The sequence below is a fragment of the Rhodothermales bacterium genome, from assembly GCA_041391505.1.
Classification (GTDB): Bacteria; Bacteroidota; Rhodothermia; order Rhodothermales; family JAHQVL01; genus JAWKNW01.
In genome coordinates this window covers 298,158-316,617 of sequence record JAWKNW010000002.1, presented here as the reverse complement: position 1 = coordinate 316,617, position 18,460 = coordinate 298,158, and the positions used below count along the sequence as shown (strand labels likewise).

Sequence of the window (18,460 nt, the reverse complement as noted above, 5' to 3'; positions counted from 1 at the left end):
CGATCGAGCAGCGTAATGGAATGTCGAATGGCCTGGGGCGTCTAGCCATCTAGCCCCCTTTTCGACGATCCGCGGGCAGAACGTCTTATCACGCGTGCCGGATTCCCTCAATCCCGGCGCGTCGACCATCACCCCTGTCGAGGCCTATGCGTACGCTCGCCATCGGTCTGGTATTGCTCGTCTTCGCCACCTCCGGGCGTCCTGCGGACGTGTATGCGCAAGCGGATGCGGGCTATGAAGCGTTGCAGACGGGCGATTATGCCCGGGCGCGGCGCGCGTTCACCGATCAGCTGAACGAGGCCGGCGGCCGGGGCGGCCGCGCCGCCGTCTATCTGGCCGAGACGTATATCGCGACCGGCGCATACGACGAAGGGCTGGGGGTCATCGACGGCTACCTGCGCCGCGCCGGCGACGACGCCTTCCTGCTGTCCGCCCGAGGCCGGCTGCTCGAGGCCATGGGCCGCCTGGGCGATGCATCCGTCGCCTACCGCGCCGCGGCCGAGCGGGATATCAGCTACCTGCGCAACGTGCTCGCCCTGGCGCTCGTCATGGAGCGGCAGGGGCAGGTGACGCAGGCCGCGGATATTTTCGGGGCCATCTACCGCCGGTACAAAAACAACGAACTGACGACGGCTGAAGAGCTGGGCGTGGGGGCGCTCGCCGCCGCGCGGATCGGGGAATTTCGCGATGCGAACGAGGCGTTCCGGCTCGCGTATCGCATCGAGCCCGGGCATATCGAAAACCTCTACTGGTGGGCGGAGCTGTTCCGCGAGAAATACAACGACGCCGACGCCGTCCGCACCTACGAAGAGGCGCTGACCCTGAACCCGCATTACGCGCCGCTCTATACGGGGCTGGCCCGGGCCACCAACGGGTTCGAGGCCCGCGAGCAGTATGCCCGGAAGGCGCTGGCCGAGAACCCGCTGAGCGTCGACGCCTACAGCATCCTCGCCGGCCTCGCGATCGTCGACGGACTCTTCACCGAGGCCGAGACGTCGGCGCTGCGGGCGCTCGACATCGATTCCACGTCGATCGAAGCCCTCGGGCACCTCGCCTCGTCCTACTACCTGCAGGGCGACACGGTGCGGTATGCCGAGGTGGAGCGCCGCGCCCTGGCGATCAACCCGCGCGCCGGCGAGTTCTATCTCACCCTCGCGCATAACAGCGAGATGAAGTTCCGGTACCCGGATGCGGTCGATTTCAGCCTCGCCGCCGTGCAGACCGATCGCCGCAATCCGAAAGCCTATGCCCAGCTGGGCACGAGCCTGCTGCGTCTGGGGCGGTCGCAGGAGGCCCGCCGGTATCTCGATTTCAGTTTCGAGCGCGATCCGTTTAATGTCTTCGTGGGCAATACCCTCGAACTGCTCGACGAATACGAGAACTTCGCGCTGCTCGACAGCGAGCACTTCCGCCTGCTGATCCACGCCAGCGAGAGCGACGTGCTGGGGCCGTCCATTCTGGCGCTGGCGGAGGAGGCGTATGTCGACCTCCGCCTCCGGTATCCGTACACGCCGGCCGGGAAGATCTTCCTGGAGGCCTACAACGATCCCGACGATTTCGCCGTCCGCGTCGCCGGCGTTCCCCACATCGGGCTCCTCGGGGTGTGTTTCGGCGACGTCCTGGCGATCAACACGCCGAAAGGCCAGCCGGCCGGCAGCTACAACTGGGCGCGCACGCTGTGGCACGAGCTGGCGCACACCATGTCGATCGGGCTCGCGGAGTTCAAGCTCCCACGCTGGTTCGCCGAGGGGCTTGCGGTCTACGAGGAACGCGTCGCACGGCCGGAGTGGGGGCGGGAGATGGAGCTCGAACTCCTGATGGCGTTCGATCAGAATAAGTTGCTCCCGCTCGAATCGATCGACCGCGGCTTCACGCGGCCGACCTTCGAGGGGCAGATTCTGCTGAGCTATTTCCACGCCTCCGAAGTCATCGCCATGATCGACGCCGACTACGGGCACGACGCCGTCGTCAACGTCCTGCGCGGCTTCGCGGCCGGGCTGAATTCAGCCGAAAGCGTGCGCCAGGCGACGGGGCAGACGCTGGCGCAGATCGATGCGGCCTTCGCGGAGCGGCTCCGCCGGCGTCGCGGCGAGCTCTCGGACGTCCTCGCCGGCTGGCCCAATCCGTTCGTCGAGGACCAGGCGCCGTCGCTGCTGGATCGGCTGACCGGGGGCGGTGAAAACGCCCTGATCGCGGCGCTGCGCGAAGGCTACAGGTTGCTCGACGAGAAGGACTTTGCCGGCGCCGAGCGCAACTTCCGGCAGGCCCTGTCGGTCTACCCTGCGTACGTGGATCCCGGAAACGCCTATACCGGACTGGCCGCCGTCTATCGCGAAACGGGCGATACGGCCCGGCGCATCGAGGTGCTGGAAGCCTATCTGGCGCGCGCCGAACACGCCGCGGCGGAGGCGCTCGAACTGGCCGACCTGTACGAGGCCGCCGGCCGCACCGCGGAGGCCGTCGCCCTGCGCGAGCGGAGTCTGGATGTCGCCCCCTACGATCGCGACGTGCAGGCGCGTCTCGCGGAGGGCTACCTCGAAGTGGGTAACACCGCCGGCGCCGTGCGCGCGCGCCGCGCCATCCTGGGGCTGAACCCGGTGGATCGCTCCGAGGCGTATTATTTGTATGCCCTCAGCCTGTATGCCGACGGTCAGTCCGCCGGCGCCCGGCGGGCGGTGCTGCAGTCGCTGGAGCTGGCCCCGGGGTACCGGGAGGCCCAGAAGCTGCTCCTCAAACTGGTCGACGATCCGGCCGGCGAGTAACCCGGGCAGGGTCACTAAATGCGCGTCACGCGCTTCGCTTCATGTTGCTTCGAATCCTACTTTTTGTCGCCCTCATGCCGGCCGCGCTGCTGCCGGTGGCGCCGCATGCCGCGGCGCAGAGCGACGAAGGGTTTCGGTTCATCCGGGTCCGCTACGAAGACCCGCGCGGCGAGGGGCGGGGATTCCGTCGGGGCGGGGGCGCATGGAGCCACGACTACCCGACGGCCGAGCACAACCTGCACATGGCGCTCGAACGGACCACCGGCATCCGGGTGGCCGGCGAGCCCCTCATCCTCTCGCTCAGCGACAAACGCATCTTCGAGTACCCGTTCCTCTACCTGTGCGAGCCGGGCTACTGGAGCATGAACGAGGAGGAAGCCGGCAACCTGCGCGAGTATCTCAACCGGGGCGGCTTTATCATGTTCGACGACTTCGGGAACGAGAACGAACTGATGCAGCTCGTCCTGCAGATGGAGAAGGTGTTTCCCGATCAACAGCCGCAGGAGATCCCGAACGATCATCCGATCTGGAGTATCTTCTTCGACATCGATCCCGTAGCCGCCCCCTCGCTCGTGGGCGGGCGCGGTTATTTTACCGATACCGACGATACCTACCTGGCGTATTTCGACGACAAGGGCCGGATGGTCGCGCTCGTCTGCTACAACCAGGACCTCGGCGACGGCTGGGAATGGCCCGAACGCAGCCTCGCCGACGCCTCGACGATCAGCTTTCAGATGGGCATCAACTTTATCATTTATGCGATGACGCACTGAGGAATCGCAAAAGGCCCATTGCAAAAACGCAAAATGGACAGATGCCCCGGACCTCTACCCAGTGACTCAATGACCGCGCGCAGCGCGCCATGACTGCGGCCGCAGGCCGCATTGACCGCGTGCGCAGCACGCCTGACCCATGCCAATGACCAGTGTCCAATGCCCAGTGACCCACTACCGCGCGCGCAGCGCGCCATGACCGCGGCCGCAGGCCGCATTGACCGCGCACAGCGCGCCATGACCGCGGCCGCAGGCCGCATTGACCGCGCGCAGCGCGCCATGACCTCGGCCGCAGGCCGCATTGACCGCGTGCGAAGCACGCCTACCTCGGCCGCAGGCCGCTTCTGACCCTGAAAGAAATCCCGCAAGCATGACAGACACCCACGACACGAACGGAGCGCCGATGCACGATCCATCGGAAGAAGAAGTACTCAACCGGCTCCGCTCCGGCAAGGAGCAGGTCTTGAGCCAGTTGCGGCGGCGGATCATCGGGCAGGACGATGTGATCGAGCGGGTGCTCATCGCGTTGTTCGCCGGCGGCCACTGTCTCATCACCGGCGTGCCGGGTCTGGCGAAGACCCTGCTCATCAAGTCGCTCGGCGAAATCCTGGACCTGAGCTACAAACGCATCCAGTTCACGCCGGACCTCATGCCGGCGGACATCACCGGCATCGACATCATCGAGGAGGACCGCGCAACCGGGAAGCGCGAGATCAAGTTCGTCCGCGGCCCCATCTTCGCCAATATCATCCTGGCCGACGAAATCAACCGAACGCCACCGAAGACCCAGGCGGCCCTGCTCGAAGCCATGCAGGAATACCAGGTCACCGCCGGCGGTACGCTGATGCCGCTCGATCGCCCCTTCTTCGTGCTCGCCACGCAGAACCCGATCGAACTCGAAGGCACCTACCCGCTCCCGGAAGCGCAGCTCGACCGGTTTATGTTCAACCTCGTGATCGACTACCTGTCGGCCAAGGATGAACTCGCCGTGGCGATGGCGACGACCTCGCAGGAACAGGCGGTGCTGACCCCCGTGCTCACCGGGGAAGACATCGAGGCGTTCCACCGCCTCGTGAAGAAGGTCTACGTGCCGGAGAACGTCGGTTCGTTCGCCGTGAACCTCGTGCGCAGCACCCGGCCGGTCAACGACGAGGCGCCGGACTACGTGAAGAAATGGGTGCGGTGGGGCGCCGGCCTGCGCGCGGCGCAGTACCTCATCCTCGGCGGCAAGGTCCGCGCGGTGTTCAAGGGGCGTTACAACGTGGCGGTGGAGGATATCCAGGCGCTGGCGCCGGACGTCCTGCGGCACCGCGTCATCACCAATTTCTACGCGGATTCCGAGGGCATCACGGTCGAGCATATCATCGACCGGCTCATCCAGGAGGTGCGCCAGCCCGTGTCCGGACTGGCGTGACGCCCGTCGCCCTGACCATGCCTGGCTTGTCGGACGCCACCGGGGCGTCCGTACGGTAGAACGAATCGCTTTGCATCATGCCCGAATCGCCGGCCATAGCGCGCTTCATCAAACCCGAGATCCTCTCGCGGATCAGCAACCTCCAGTTGCTGGCGCGCGGCGTGGTCGAAGGTTTTTTGTCGGGTCTGCACAAGAGCCCCTACAAGGGCGCCAGCGTCGAGTTCGTCTCGTACCGGCCGTACATCCACGGCGACTACCTGATGCACGTCGACTGGAAGCTGTTCGCCCGCACCGACCGGCTTTACGTCAAGGAGTTCGAGGAGGAGACCAACACCCGGTTCGACCTGATGGTCGACATCAGCCCGTCGATGGCGTACACCTCGACGACGGTGACCAAGCAGGATTATGCGTTTTTCCTGGCGGCGTCGCTCGGTTATTTCATGACGCGGCAGCAGGACGCCGTCGGGCTGACGTTTTTCGACGACGAGATCGTGCAGCGCATCCCGCCGCGGCGGGCTTCGGGGCACCTGCTCACGATCCTGCAGCACATGCACGACGCCCGGCCGGGCAAGCCGACCGCGATGGGCAAGCCGCTGCACGAACTGGCCGAGATCCAGCGCCGGCGGGGGTTCGTCGTGCTGATTTCGGATCTGCTCGATGAGCCGGAAGCCATCGTAGACGGGCTCCGGCATTTTCGGTACAACGGCCACAACGTCCTCGTCTTCCACATCCTCGATCCCCAGGAAATCGCCTTCGCGTTTTCGGACATGGTCGAGTTCGAGGACATGGAAACCGGGGAGAAGATGCTGCTCGAGGCCGAATCCGCCCGCAAGATTTATCAGGACAACTTCAACCGCTACAAGGATACCCTGACGCGCGAATGCGGCGTGCTGGGCATCGACTACAACCTGATCACGACCGATCAACCGCTCGACTTCGCCCTCTTCCAGTACCTGGCCGCCCGGGCCAAGCACCGCTAGGAAGAGCAAATCCCAAATCACTATTCGCTAATCGCTAATCACTAATCCCTAATCGCTATTCCCTTGTCCGTCATCAACGCCATATTCCTCTTCGGGCTCGCCGCGGCGCTGTTGCCGATCCTCTTTCATCTCGTACGACGTGTGCGGGCGAAACAGGTGCGGTTCAGCTCGTTGATGTTCCTGAAGATGACGCCGAAGGAAGTGGTGCGCCGCCGGCGGATCAAGGATTGGCTCCTGATGGCGATCCGGACCGTGATGCTGGCGCTGCTGGCCCTGGTCTTCGCCCGCCCCTTCATCCCCGAGGAGCGCATCCCGTTTTTTGCGAGCCAGGAGGCGCGGTCGACCGTCGTGCTGATCGACCAGTCGTTCAGCATGCAGTACGACGACCTCTTCGACCAGGCCGTGGCCGCGGCCCGGGAGATCGTCGGTACCGCCGGCCCCGACGACGAGATCGCCCTCATCGCGTTCTCCGATGAGCCGCGCCAGCTGACCGAGTTGAGCGACGACCTGAGCCTGCACCGCAACGTGCTGGATGCGGCGCTGGAGCCGACCTACCGGCCGACCGACTTTTTCCGTCCGATCCAGCTGGCCCAGGAAATCCTCGCGCGGGCCCGGCACGAGAGCCGGCGGATCGTCCTCCTGTCGGACCTCCAGCGCAGCGGCTGGGGCGGGGCCTTCGAGAACTGGAAGCTCGATCAGGGCGTCGGCTTCGAGGTGGTGCAGCTGGGCGATCCCGACCGCGAGAACGCCTATGTCGGCGGGCTGGCCGTCGCAACGCGCCGCGTCGACGGGCAGGTGGTCAACCGGTTCGATACCCGGATCGGGGCCTCCGGCGAAGCCCGCCCGGCCGGCCGAGCGATGACGCTCACCCTCGACGAGCAGGTGGTCGAAGAGACCACGGTGCCGGCGTCCACGGCCGGTCGCGTGTCCTTCCAGTACCGGCCGGAGCGCGAGGGGCTTTTCCTCGGCGCCGTCAACCTGGCGGACGACGCGTTGCCGGCGGACAACCGGTATTATTTCGCCATCGATGTCAAGAGCCGGCCGGCCCTCTTCGGGGTCGACGGCAGCCGCGCCGCGCGCAACGACGTCTATTACCTGGAGCGCGCGTTCAACCAGGGCGAGGCGGCGCTGTACACTTTTTCTTCGGGCGCGGTCGGCGAGCTGACGGGGCGTGCGCTGGCGACGCAGGCGATCGTCTTCGTGAGCAACACGGCCTCGCTCAACGCGCCGCAGCGGGCCGCGCTGCGCGCCTACCTCGAGCGCGGCGGCAGCGTCGTGCTCTCCTTCGGCTCCGAGAGCGAGCCGGCGGGGTGGGCGGCGGCGCTGACGGAATTCGGCGTCGGCCGGCCGACGGGGCGCATTCAGCCGCGGAACACCCAGGGCTACCCGGCCATCATCGGAGAGGTCGACCTCCGCCATCCGATCTTCAGCCTGTTCGCGCAGGCCAGCTCGGGCGCCATCTTCCGCCCCCAGTTCCGGGAATACCTGCGGATCGTACCCGACTCCAGCGCCTCCGTCGTAGGTCGCTATGATACCGGCGACCCGTTCCTGATCGAGCAGACCGTCGGCGCCGGCCGGCTGCTGGTGTATACGTCGACGTTTAATGCCGACTGGACCGATTTCCCGATCAACGAACTGTACGTGCCGTTCGTCTACCAGCTCGTGAAATACGCGCTGGAGGGCCAGGAGCGCCGGCTGTCGTTTCTTGTCGGCGAACCGGTCCGGCTCCAGGGTCAGCCCGGCGGGATCTGGGACGTGCGCACCCCCGACGACCGGCTGCTTCGCGTGGAGCTTGACGCGGAGGGCGTAGGTTTTTTCCGCGATACGGCGCTCCCAGGGCATTATGCGGCCGCCCAGGGAAACCAGCGCTTTTCCTTCTCCGTCAATGTAGACGTGACCGAGTCCGACCTTGAAGCGCGCGCCGTCGACGAAGTCGTCGCCGCCGTCGTCCCGCCGCCGGACGACGTGGCGCGAACCGTCGAGATGGCGCGCACGATGGAGATCGAGGACGAAGAACGCAAACAGAAATTCTGGCGCTATCTGTTGATCGCGCTCATCGGCCTGTTCGTCACCGAGACGTATCTGGCGAACAGGAAAATGGCAAATCGCATAGCGTAAATCGCACATTCAGGGTATCTCACCACGCATCGAGAAGACCCAGTTAGCGATTTGAGCTATTCGATTTGCGACGGAAACACCCTTTTTCTTCTTGCACCATCCTTCTCAACCGCCATGGCATCAAACCAACGCGTCCTCGCCCTCGTCCGCATGGTCCGGCAGCGGCTGCGCCGGCGCGCCCTCATCCAGGGTGTCGCGCTCACGTTGTTGACCATGCTGTTTTTCGTGGTCCTGTACCTGCTGGTTTATCTCAATACCGAGATCGACCTGAAGTACCTGATCGCGGGCGCGGCGCTGGCGGGTGTGGCAGTGCTTTATGTGGCCATCCGGTTTATCGTCCAGCCGTTGCTGCTGAAGATGGATGACCGTCAGGTGGCGCTGTTCGTCGAGGAGAAGATCCCGGGGCTCGAAGACCGCCTCAACAGCGCGGTGGAAGTGAACGCGCAGCAGGCGCAGGCCGGCTCGCTGCTCGACCGCCTCATCGAGGACGCGGTGCAGCAGGTGCGCGCGATCCCGATCACGACCGTCGTCGACCGCAAGAAAGAGCGCATCATGGCCATCGCGGCCGGCGCCGGCGCGCTGCTCTTCCTCGTCTACGGCTATTACGCGTCGGACGATATCCTGAGCGCCTTCTCGGGGGCGCGCTACCAGCTGGTGTCGGCCATCGAGCAGCCGCTGATGTCCATCGCGCCCGGCACGATCGAGATCGAACGGGGCGCGACACAGGAAATCATCGCCGAGTTTCGGGACGCGTCCGAAGCGGAGGTGTTCGTCACCTATCGCACGGAAGGCGGCGAGTGGCGGAAAGAGCCCATGCAGAAGGGTCTCGGCCAGCCGGTTTATCTTTTCGAATTCGCCGATGTCCAGGCGCCCCTCGAGTATTTCGTGCAGCGGGATGAGTTGCAGTCGGACATCTTCTCGATCACCCTCTACGCGTTCCCCGAGATCGAGCAGATCGACCTGCGCTACACCTATCCCGCCTACACGGGCCTGCCCCCGCGCGTCGACGAAAATCGGGGCGACATCCGCGGGCTCAAGGGCGCGAAGGTAACCGTCAGCGTGCGGGCGACGGGCGACCTCGAGGAAGCGGCCCTCGTGATGGATAGCGGCCGCCGGCTTCCGCTCCAGACCGCCGGCGACGGGGTCTACCGCGCCGAACTCGTGCTCGACACCGAGGACATGTACCATGTGGAGCTCAACGACCGCGCCGGCAAGCAGAACAAGTTTCCGGACGACTACCTGATCGTCCCCGAAGACGACGAATCCCCGCGGATCACGATCACCGATCCCCAGCAGGACGTGCGGGTGAACGCCATCGAGGAAGTCGTCATCGCCGCGCGCGCGGAGGACGACTACGGGGTCAAGGATCTCCGGCTACGGTTCTCGGTGAACGGGGCCGACGAGGAGACGGTCGCGCTCATGCCGGCGGACAAGGCGCGCGAGCAGGCCGTGTCCGGCGACTACGTGTTTTTCCTGGAGGATTACGAGCTGGAGCCCGGCGACGTGATTTCGTATTACGTCGAGGCGGAAGACTTCTTCGCCGGCCGCGAGGCCGAGGCGTCCGACATGTATTTCATCGAGGTGGCGCCGTTCGACCGCCGCTTCACCCAGGCGAACAACATGGGCGGCGGCGGGGGCGGCGGCGGGATGCAGAGCCGCACCGTCGTGAGCCAGCAGGAGATCATCGCGGCCACGTGGAAGCTGCATCGCCAGCGGAATCAGGGGACACCCGAAGCGTTCCAGGAGGCCGTGCGCGGTCTCGTCCAGGCGCAGACGAGCCTGAAGGAGAGCATCGAGGAGAAGATTGGATCGACGGCGTTTTCCCTCGAGCTGCGCGACAGCGAGGAGAGCCAGAAAATCGTCGAATACCTCCGCAATGCCATCGATGAGATGGACGGGGCGATCGACCAGCTGGACGACGCCAACCTCGAGGAGGCCCTCGCGCCGGAACGCCGCGCCCTGAACCATCTGCTCCGCGCCGACGCGCTCAACCGGGACCGCCAGGTGGCGATGAACCGCGACCAGCAGGGCGGCGGCGGGGGCGGTGGCGGTTCGATGGAGGACCGCATGACCGAGCTGATGGATCTGGAGCTCGACATCTCGCGCGACAAGTACGAGATGCAGCAGCAGCAGAGCCCGCAGGCCGGCGGGGGCGGCGGCGAACAGGCCATGGACGACGCGCTCCAGCGCATCAAGGAGCTGGCCCGCAAGCAGCAGCGCCTCGCCAACCAGCGCGAGCAGTCGCTGCAGGGTGAGGACAAAAAACGCTTCATCGAGCGCCTCAAACGCGACCAGGACGAGCTGCGCCAGCAGGCGGAAGACCTCGCCCAGCAGATGCAGCAGATGAGCCGCAGCGAGGAGGGGATGTCCCGCGACATGCAGCAGGGGCTCCAGCGCGCCATCGACAACATGCGTGAGGCCGAACGCGCCCTGCGCAACGGCGACGACCAGCAGGCGTCCGCCAAACAGCAGCAGGCGCTCAACGAGCTCGACCAGCTCCAGCAGGATATGCGCATGGCCGGCTCGGACAGCAAGCGCGAGATGCTCGACGAGTTCGTGCGCGACTTCGAGGAGATGCGCGAGCAGGAGGAACGCCTCGGCCGCGACATCGCCTCCGCCCTGGAAAAAGCCCAGCGCGAGGGGCGGATCGAACGCGAAAAACTCGAAAACCTGCAGGAAAACCGCGAGAGCATGCGGAATAACCTCGACCGACTCAAACGGCAGGCCGAGTCGCTCGAAGCCGGCATCCGCGAGGAAGACCCCGAGGCCGCCACCACGCTGCGTAACATGCTCCAGCAGATGCGGCGGGACGACCTCGAAAAGAATATGGACGATTCGCAGACCGCGCTCGACCGCGGCTGGGTGGACTTCGCCGAACGGGTCCAGGACAAGATCGACGAGAGCCTGCGAGGCCTCACGACCCAGGCGCGCGAACTCCAGGAAAACCTTCCGCAGACCGACGAGGATCAGCTCCGCCGCGCGCTGAGCGATCTGCAGGATATCCGCGAACGCATGCAGGAAGCGCAGGAACGCGCCGGCGGCCAGCAGCCGAGCCCGAACGGGCAGCAGCAGGGGCAGCAACAGAGCCAGCAGGGCCAGCAGCAAGGCCAACAGCAGGGCGACCCCGGTCAGCAGGGCCAGCAGCAGGGAGAGGGCCAGCAAGGCCAGCAGCAGAGCCAGCAACAGGGTCAGGGCGGAGGCCAGGGGGGCGAGCGCGCCCGGCAGGCCCAGGCCGCGCGTCTCCAGCAGCAGGCGCGCCAGGCGCAGGAAACCCTCGAACGGCTCCAGGAGCAGTTCGGGGAGGATGAGGGCATCCAGCGAAGCCTCTCGCGCGCCCAGCAATCCATGCGCCGCGTCGGCGACAACAGCTTCACGGGCGTGCTAATCGACGAGGAGTCGGCGAAGGATTTCTTTAACGAAAACGTCTACGACCCGCTGTCCGACCTCGAGATGCTGCTGTCGCGCCAGCTCGACGACATCGAGATGGAAAAGAAACTCTACGGCTCCCGCAACGCGGAGGTGCCGGACGAATACCGCGACGCGGTCGACCGCTATTACGAGTCGCTCTCGAAGTCAAAAAATGAATGAGGATCCTGGATCCTGGATCCTAGATGCTGGATGGGTGCCATGTAGACCTCATCCGGTACTCAGGATCTAGGATCCGGCATCCAGGATCAAGCATCCTCACCCTCGCCGCCCGCCCGTAACCTGCCGCAATCAATGCCCCATACCTGGTTAGAACGTCTTTTCAAGTTCAACAGCCTGCAGTTCTCGGAAGGCGAGATCGGCGTGCAGGCCGGCCAGTGGCTATGGGTGATCGTAGGGCTGGTGGTGCTGCTGGCCGTGTTGTTCGCGGTGTTCTACGGGATCACGAACCTCTTCGCATCTACGCGGGCCCGCGCGTTTTCGCTGTCCCTCCGCCTGGCGGCGCTGGCCCTGCTGGCGCTGCCCCTGCTCGAACCGGTCCTCATCACGCCGGACGTCGTGCCGGACGAAAACTTCGTCGCCGTCCTCGTGGACGCGTCGGAGAGCATGTCGATCCCAGACGCCGGCGAGGGGCGCACGCGTCTGGGCGAGGCGTCGTCGCTCCTCTATGCCCCCGGGCGCGCGCTCGCCGCCGGCCTGGAAGAGCATTTCAAGGTGCGCTACTACACCTTCGGCGAACGGGTCAGCCGGGTCGACAGCGTGCAGCACGCGGCTCCCGACGCCGGCGGCACCGACCTTTCCGAGGCGCTCGACCGCGTGATTTCCGACTTTCGGGGCGTCCCGCTCTCCGGTGTCGTCATGATGACCGACGGCGGCGACAACAGCGACGGCGTGCCGCTCAACGAGGCGGAGGAACTCCGCGCGATGGATGTGCCGCTCCACGTCATCGGCATCGGACAGACGGCCTTCGCGCAGGACCGCGAGCTGCTCGACGCCGTCGTGACGCGGAGCGTGGAGGAGACCACCGGCGCCGAGATCGAGGTGAAGGTGCGCAGCTGGGCGGCCGAACCCGAACCCGTGGCGTTTAACCTCTTCCGGGGCGAGGACCGCGTCTTCACCGAAACGCGGCAGCTCAAAGGGGAAGGCAAGGTCGATCAGTTTACGTTTTTCTACGAGCCCGAGTCCACCGACGCCCGCGAGTACACGTTGACGATCGAGGAGGCCCCGGGCGAGCAAAACACCGCCAACAATGCGCACCACGTCCTGATCGACACGCGGCAGGACACGATCCGGGTGCTGTACATCGACGGCCACCTCCGGCCCGAGTTCAAGTTCTCGAAGCGGGCGATGGAGGACGACCAGGTGATCGAGGTGTCGTCGGTGGCGCGGACCGGGCCGGCGCAGTTCTACCGGCAGGGCATCCAGAGCGCCGGCCAGCTCCAGGGCGGGTTTCCGCGCGACCGGGCGGAGATGTTTCGTTATCACGCCATCCTGCTCGGCGACATGGAGGCCGGCGCGTTTACGCTGGATCAGCTGGAACTGATGGAGGACTTCGTCCGCGAACGCGGCGGTGGCTTCCTGATGATCGGGGGGACGAAGACGTTCGCCGAGGGCGACTACTGGAATACCCGCGTGGCCGACATGCTCCCGATCGAAATCGACCCGAGCCGGCGCTACGTCGTCCCGCCGTCCTTTGGCGATACGGAGGGGGCGCCCGAAGAGCAGGGCTTCCGGTTTGTCCCCACGGCCGTGGGGATGGAGAACCCGATCCTCAAGCTCTCGCCCGACGGCGACAACAACCGGCTGTTGTGGGACGGGATGCCCGGCCTCACCAGCATCAACTACCTCGGCCGCATCAAGCCCGGCGCGGTCGTCCTTGCCGAGAAGCCCGACGATGCATTCGGATCGTCCGAGCCGCTGCTCGCCGTGCAGCGTTACGGCCGCGGCCGCACCGCCGCCCTCGCTACGGCCAGCACGTGGCGCTGGCAGATGCACCTGGAAGCCGAAGATCGCCGGCATGAGCGGTTCTGGCGTCAGCTCATCCGCTGGCTGGTGGCCTCCGCGCCGCAGCCGGTGGACGTGACGATCGAGGGCCGGCGTTTTGCACCGGGGGATGAGGTGCCGGTCTCCGTCCGCCTCTACGATGCCGACTTCAGCCCGGTCGACGACGCCCAGGTGACCGGCTATGTCGTCGATCCGTACGGCGCGCAGCAGGCGGTGACGTTTCAGGCCGACCTCGCCGAAGCGGGCGCCTACATCGCGACGTTCGTGCCGCAGGATCTCGGGGTGTACGAGCTGGAGGTGGAAGCCCGCGCCGGCGACGCCGTCCGGCAGGCGCTGCCGCAGAGCTTTCTCGTGCGGTCTTCGCAGAAGGAGTATTTCGACGCCACGCTGAAACGCGATCTCCTCCAGCGGCTTGCCCAGGCCAGCGGCGGATTTTATTATGAACCGACGGAGGCGTCCACGATCCCCGACAACCTGCGGGGCCGGCGGACGAGTACATCGATCTACCACGCCGAATACCTGTGGGACATGCCGGCCCTCTGGGGGCTCATCCTCCTGCTGCTCTGCGTCGAGTGGGTCTGGCGCCGGCGACAGGGCCTGCCGTAGCGCGTTAACGACCGTTTCGTGCTCCGGTTGAGGACGAAACGAAGCACCGATAGCCATGGAAAATCAAACCCAGACGACCACGCTGCACGCCGAGCCGAAACGTTTGATGTCCAGCGACTTCGTCATCACCCGGGACGGCGAGGAGATCGCCTTGCTGGATCTGAAGAGCATGAGCGAGGCCGGCACGCTGCACATCGGTGACGAGGAATACCGGCTGGGTCGCGAGGGCATGATGAGCGGTGCGTTTTTCCTCGCCCGCGGGGAGCAGGTCGTCGTCAAAGCCGAAAAACCGAGCGCATTCCGGTCCGAATTCGTGATCCACATCGGTCCGACTCCAATCACGCTGCGGAAGGTGTCGATGCTGGGCTCGGGGTATGAGCTGCTCCACGGCGAGGCCGTCATCGGCCATATCGACAAGGACGGCCTGTTGACCCGCAAGGCGACGCTGTCGCTGCCGGCCGACTGGCCCCTTCCGCTCCAGCTGTTCGTCTACTGGCTGGTTCAGCTCATGTGGAACCGTGACGCCTCCGCCGCCGCCACCTGATGGGAATGGACATGATGATGAAACGCTTCTCGCTTCTCGCGGCCTCGCTGTGTCTCGTCACGGCCGGCTACGCCCAGTCCGGCGACCGCTACGCCCTGCTCATCGGCGGCCTGGGCGGGAGTGCGGAGTACACCGAGCGGTTTCAGCAATACCTGTTCGATACGCGCAAGGCGCTGATCGAGAACCACGGCTTCGCCGGCGACCACGTGGTGGTGCTGGGCGAGACCAAGCTGCAGAACCTCGACTTCGTCGACGGGGTCTCGCTCGAGGAGACCATCCGCGCCGAGTTCGGAAAACTCGCGGGCCGCGTTACGGCGGAGGACCACGTCTACGTCATCCTCTACGGACACGGCGGATTCGACGGCACCGAGGCGCGCTTCAACATCCCCCGGGCCGACCTCACGCAGGGGCAGTACGCCGAGCTGGTGAACGGCCTCGACGCCGGCCGCGTCATCTTCATCAACACCGCGAGCGCCAGCGCCCCGTTCGTCGCCGCGCTGAGCGGGGCCGGCCGGATCGTCATCACCGCGACGCGCGTCGGATCGCAAAAAAACGAGACGTTTTTCCCGGGCTTTCTGGTGGACGGGCTCACGTCGCCGGCGGCCGACCGCGACAAGGACGGCAGCCTCTCGGTCCTCGAATGGTACACCTACGCCGCCGAAAAAACCGACCAGTGGTTTACCGACAACGGCAACATCCCCACCGAAAACGCGCTGATCGACGACAACGGCGACGGCAAGGGGACCCGCCTCAACGAGCTGGAATCCGGCGCCGACGGCAACCTCGCCGGCCTGACCTACGTCCGCCGGCGGGACGCCATGCTGGCGGCGTCGGTGGGCACGGTGTCGGCCTCGTGGCTCCGGGAAAAAGAGCAGATCGAACAGGCTATCGCCGACGTCAAGAGCCGGAAGTCGGGGATGGAGACGGAGGTCTATTACGCCGAACTGGAGACGCTCTTCGTCCGCCTGGCGCGGGGCAACGAGGCCGCCGAGCAGGGGCAGTGAGATGGCTGGCGCCGGCTTGATACTCCGGTAACAATGCGACGGTAAGTTTGGGTATGCATCAACCCAGCGATACCGCGCATGAACAACCCGCACTGGACCGCCTATCGCCACGACGTGGCCCGACTGCATCGAGCGGAGCACCTCACTCCCCGGGAACGCGAACGCATCGAGGACCGCGTCGCCGGCCTGCTCGAACTCCTCGAAGCCGACCTCTCCGCCGTCGAGAAGGGGCGGCGCGTCGTGCAGATCGACGTCCGCATCGACGAGGACCTCGATCTGGAACGCGACTGACCGCTCGATGCTGGCACACATCTTGTCGATGTGCGGAGCGTGATCGCCCTCCACGCACCCATCGACGAGGACCCTGCGCATGGCATCGCTACGACTCCAATTCGCGTTTCTAATTCTGCTCTTCCCGTTCCTGAACCCGGCCGCCGGCCAGGATCGCACCGATCTCCCCAACCCCATCCTCTTCGTCACCCATCTCCCGATGCCGACGGAGTGGATGATGTTCTCGCAATCCTTCGGCAACCACCTCGGCAACGTCTCGAACGCCGGCCGCGGCGGCGACCTCTGGATCTATTATCCCGCCCAGGACAGCCTCAAGAACCTCACCGCGCTCGCCGGCTTCGGTACGGAAGGCTTCCAGGGCGCGACGAGCATCGCCGTCCGCGACCCGCAGGTGCACCGGGACGGCGCGAAGGCCGTCTTCAGCATGGCCGTCGGCGCGACGGAGCAGCAGTATCAGCACGTAGCCTACTACTGGCAACTCTACGAGGTGACCGGTCTGGGGATCGACGAGACGCCCGTCATCACCAGGGTCCCGAACCAGCCGGCGGACTACAACAACATCGCCCCGTTCTACGGCACCGACGACCGCATCCTCTTTACATCGGACCGCCCCCGCAACGGCGAGCGCCACCTGTATCCCCAGCGCGACGAGTACGAATCCGCCCCGACCGTTACCGGCATCTGGTCGCTCGATCCGGCGTCGGGCGATCTCTTCCTGATGAACCACGCGCCGTCGGGCAGCTTTACGCCGTTCATCGACCGCTTCGGGCGGGTGCTGTCCACGCGGTGGGATCACCTCCAGCGCGACCAGCAAAATTACCCCGGCAGTTCCAGCGGCGCGTACAACTGGACCGACGAGTCGCCGTCCTCGTCGAAGACGTCGTCGAACGATGAAGTGTATCCCGAGCCTCGCGAGCGGGTGGGGGATGTGAACGGCCACACGATCGAGCTCTTTCTGCCGTGGCAGATCAACGAAGACGGCACCGGCGAGGAGGTGCTGAACCACCTGGGCCGGCACGAACTCGTCGGGTACTTCGAGCAGAGTTTTCTGGACGACAGCGCCCTGGATGCGTTCATCCCGAATCGCCCGAACTCGATCCCCATTCGCAACCTGTTCCAGCTGGCCGAGAATCCGCAGGTACCCGGGGAGTATGTGGGGATCGATGCGCCGACGTTTTACCAGCACACGTCCGGCCCCATCGTCCGGCTCTACGCGCCGCCGGGCATGAATCCGGATTCGATCCGGGTCGAGCGCCTCACCGCGGATGAATACGCCGACGGTCACTACCGGCATCCGCGGCCGCTCTCGAACGGGTGGATGATCGCGTCGCACACCGACTACGCCGGCGCGTCCGACAACCTCGGTTCGCGCACGCAGCCGGAGTCGCCATTCCGGTTCAGGCTGCGCGTCCTGCAGCAGAGCGGGAGTACCTTGACGCCGGGCGCGTTCATCACCGAAGGCATCCACAAAGCCGTCTCGTACTGGGATCCCGACGAGATGGTGACCTACAGCGCGGAGGTCCCGATGTGGGAATTCAGCCCGGTGGAAGTCGCGGCCCGTCCGAGGCCGGCGCGGACGGCCGGCGTCATCGAAGCCCCCGAGCAGCAGATCTTCGATGAGGAGGGCGTGGACGTCGATCGGCTCAAGCGGTTTTTGAAGGAGAACGATCTGGCGCTGGTCGTCAGCCGCAACGTCACGAAGCGGGACGCGGCGGACACGCAGCAGCCCTACAACCTGCGGGTGGCCGGCACGTCGACCGAAACGACCGGGTCGGGCGGCAAGATGTACGATATCTCGCACCTGCAGATCTTTCAGGGCGACCAGCTACGCGGCTACGAGGCGAGCCCGGGCGGACGGCGCGTGATCGCGCAGCCCATGCACGACGCCGCCAGTAACCCGGATACATCGGGGCCGGCCGGCAGCGTCGAAATCGCCGGCGACGGCTCCGTGGCGGCGTTTGTGCCAGCGCGGCGCGCGCTGTCGTGGCAGCTGGTCGACGAACAGGCCTTGCCCGTCGTGCGCGAACGGTACTGGCTCAGCCTGCAGCCCGGCGAAATCCGGTCGTGCAGCGGGTGCCACGGCGCAAACACCGTGACGCAGGACGGCAGCCTGCCGCCCGTCAATCCGCCCGAAGCGCTCCGCAACCTCATGCGCTTCTATCTGGAGCAGCCCACGGCGGTGGAGCCCGTCGGCGTCGCCCGGGATACGGAGCTGCTCGGCAACTATCCCAACCCGTTCAATCCCGAAACCGTCATCCGCTACCGCACGGACAAGGCCGGCCCCGTCCTGCTGGCCGTCTATGCCGTCACCGGCCAGGAAGTGGCCCGGCTGGTGGACGGATTTCAGGCGGCGGGCGAACATGCGGTGCCCTGGAAGCCGGCCGGCGCGGCCAGCGGCGTATACATCTATCGGCTGACGACGAACGACAGGACCTTCGCGGGGAAGATGGTGCTGGCTAAATAAGTATGAAGCACGATCCGTAAAGCATTTCTGCCCATCAAAAAAAATCACGACGTGTCGAAGGACCTCCCGGCCTG

The 18,460-nt window shown here is 65.7% G+C and carries 11 protein-coding genes; all 11 read left to right on the top strand.

The window, feature by feature from the left end; all coding sequences use genetic code 11:
* Positions 1-146: 146 nt before the first annotated feature.
* The 11 genes from R2834_03300 (at position 147) to R2834_03250 (ending at position 18,386) form a co-directional block, all read left to right on the top strand.
* Positions 147-2,762, top strand: coding sequence for a tetratricopeptide repeat protein (locus R2834_03300; GenBank protein ID MEZ4699333.1), 2,616 nt, complete (start codon positions 147-149; stop codon positions 2,760-2,762).
* A gap of 41 nt (positions 2,763-2,803) precedes the next feature.
* Positions 2,804-3,535, top strand: coding sequence for a DUF4159 domain-containing protein (locus R2834_03295; protein ID MEZ4699332.1), 732 nt, complete (start codon positions 2,804-2,806; stop codon positions 3,533-3,535).
* A 370-nt stretch (positions 3,536-3,905) separates the two neighbouring features.
* Complete coding sequence (locus tag R2834_03290) at positions 3,906-4,949, top strand: AAA family ATPase (protein MEZ4699331.1); 1,044 nt, start codon at positions 3,906-3,908, stop codon at positions 4,947-4,949.
* Between the two features lie 77 nt (positions 4,950-5,026).
* Positions 5,027-5,929 (top strand): DUF58 domain-containing protein, encoded by a 903-nt coding sequence (locus R2834_03285; protein MEZ4699330.1) that lies wholly within the window; start codon positions 5,027-5,029, stop codon positions 5,927-5,929.
* Positions 5,930-5,992: 63 nt separating this feature from the next.
* Positions 5,993-8,047: a VWA domain-containing protein gene (locus R2834_03280; protein MEZ4699329.1), complete on the top strand. Its 2,055-nt coding sequence runs from the start codon at positions 5,993-5,995 to the stop codon at positions 8,045-8,047.
* A 114-nt stretch (positions 8,048-8,161) separates the two neighbouring features.
* Positions 8,162-11,635: a DUF4175 family protein gene (locus tag R2834_03275; GenBank protein ID MEZ4699328.1), complete on the top strand. Its 3,474-nt coding sequence runs from the start codon at positions 8,162-8,164 to the stop codon at positions 11,633-11,635.
* Between the two features lie 132 nt (positions 11,636-11,767).
* Entirely contained in the window at positions 11,768-14,083 is a 2,316-nt protein-coding gene (locus tag R2834_03270) for a glutamine amidotransferase (GenBank protein ID MEZ4699327.1), read from the top strand.
* A 55-nt stretch (positions 14,084-14,138) separates the two neighbouring features.
* Positions 14,139-14,627, top strand: a complete 489-nt coding sequence (locus R2834_03265) for a hypothetical protein (protein ID MEZ4699326.1) — start codon at positions 14,139-14,141, stop codon at positions 14,625-14,627.
* Positions 14,628-14,638: 11 nt separating this feature from the next.
* Positions 14,639-15,631, top strand: a complete 993-nt coding sequence (locus R2834_03260; protein MEZ4699325.1) for a hypothetical protein — start codon at positions 14,639-14,641, stop codon at positions 15,629-15,631.
* A gap of 78 nt (positions 15,632-15,709) precedes the next feature.
* Entirely contained in the window at positions 15,710-15,922 is a 213-nt protein-coding gene (locus R2834_03255) for a hypothetical protein (GenBank protein ID MEZ4699324.1), read from the top strand.
* A gap of 79 nt (positions 15,923-16,001) precedes the next feature.
* Entirely contained in the window at positions 16,002-18,386 is a 2,385-nt protein-coding gene (locus R2834_03250; protein ID MEZ4699323.1) for a T9SS type A sorting domain-containing protein, read from the top strand.
* The last annotated feature ends 74 nt before the right edge of the window (positions 18,387-18,460 follow it).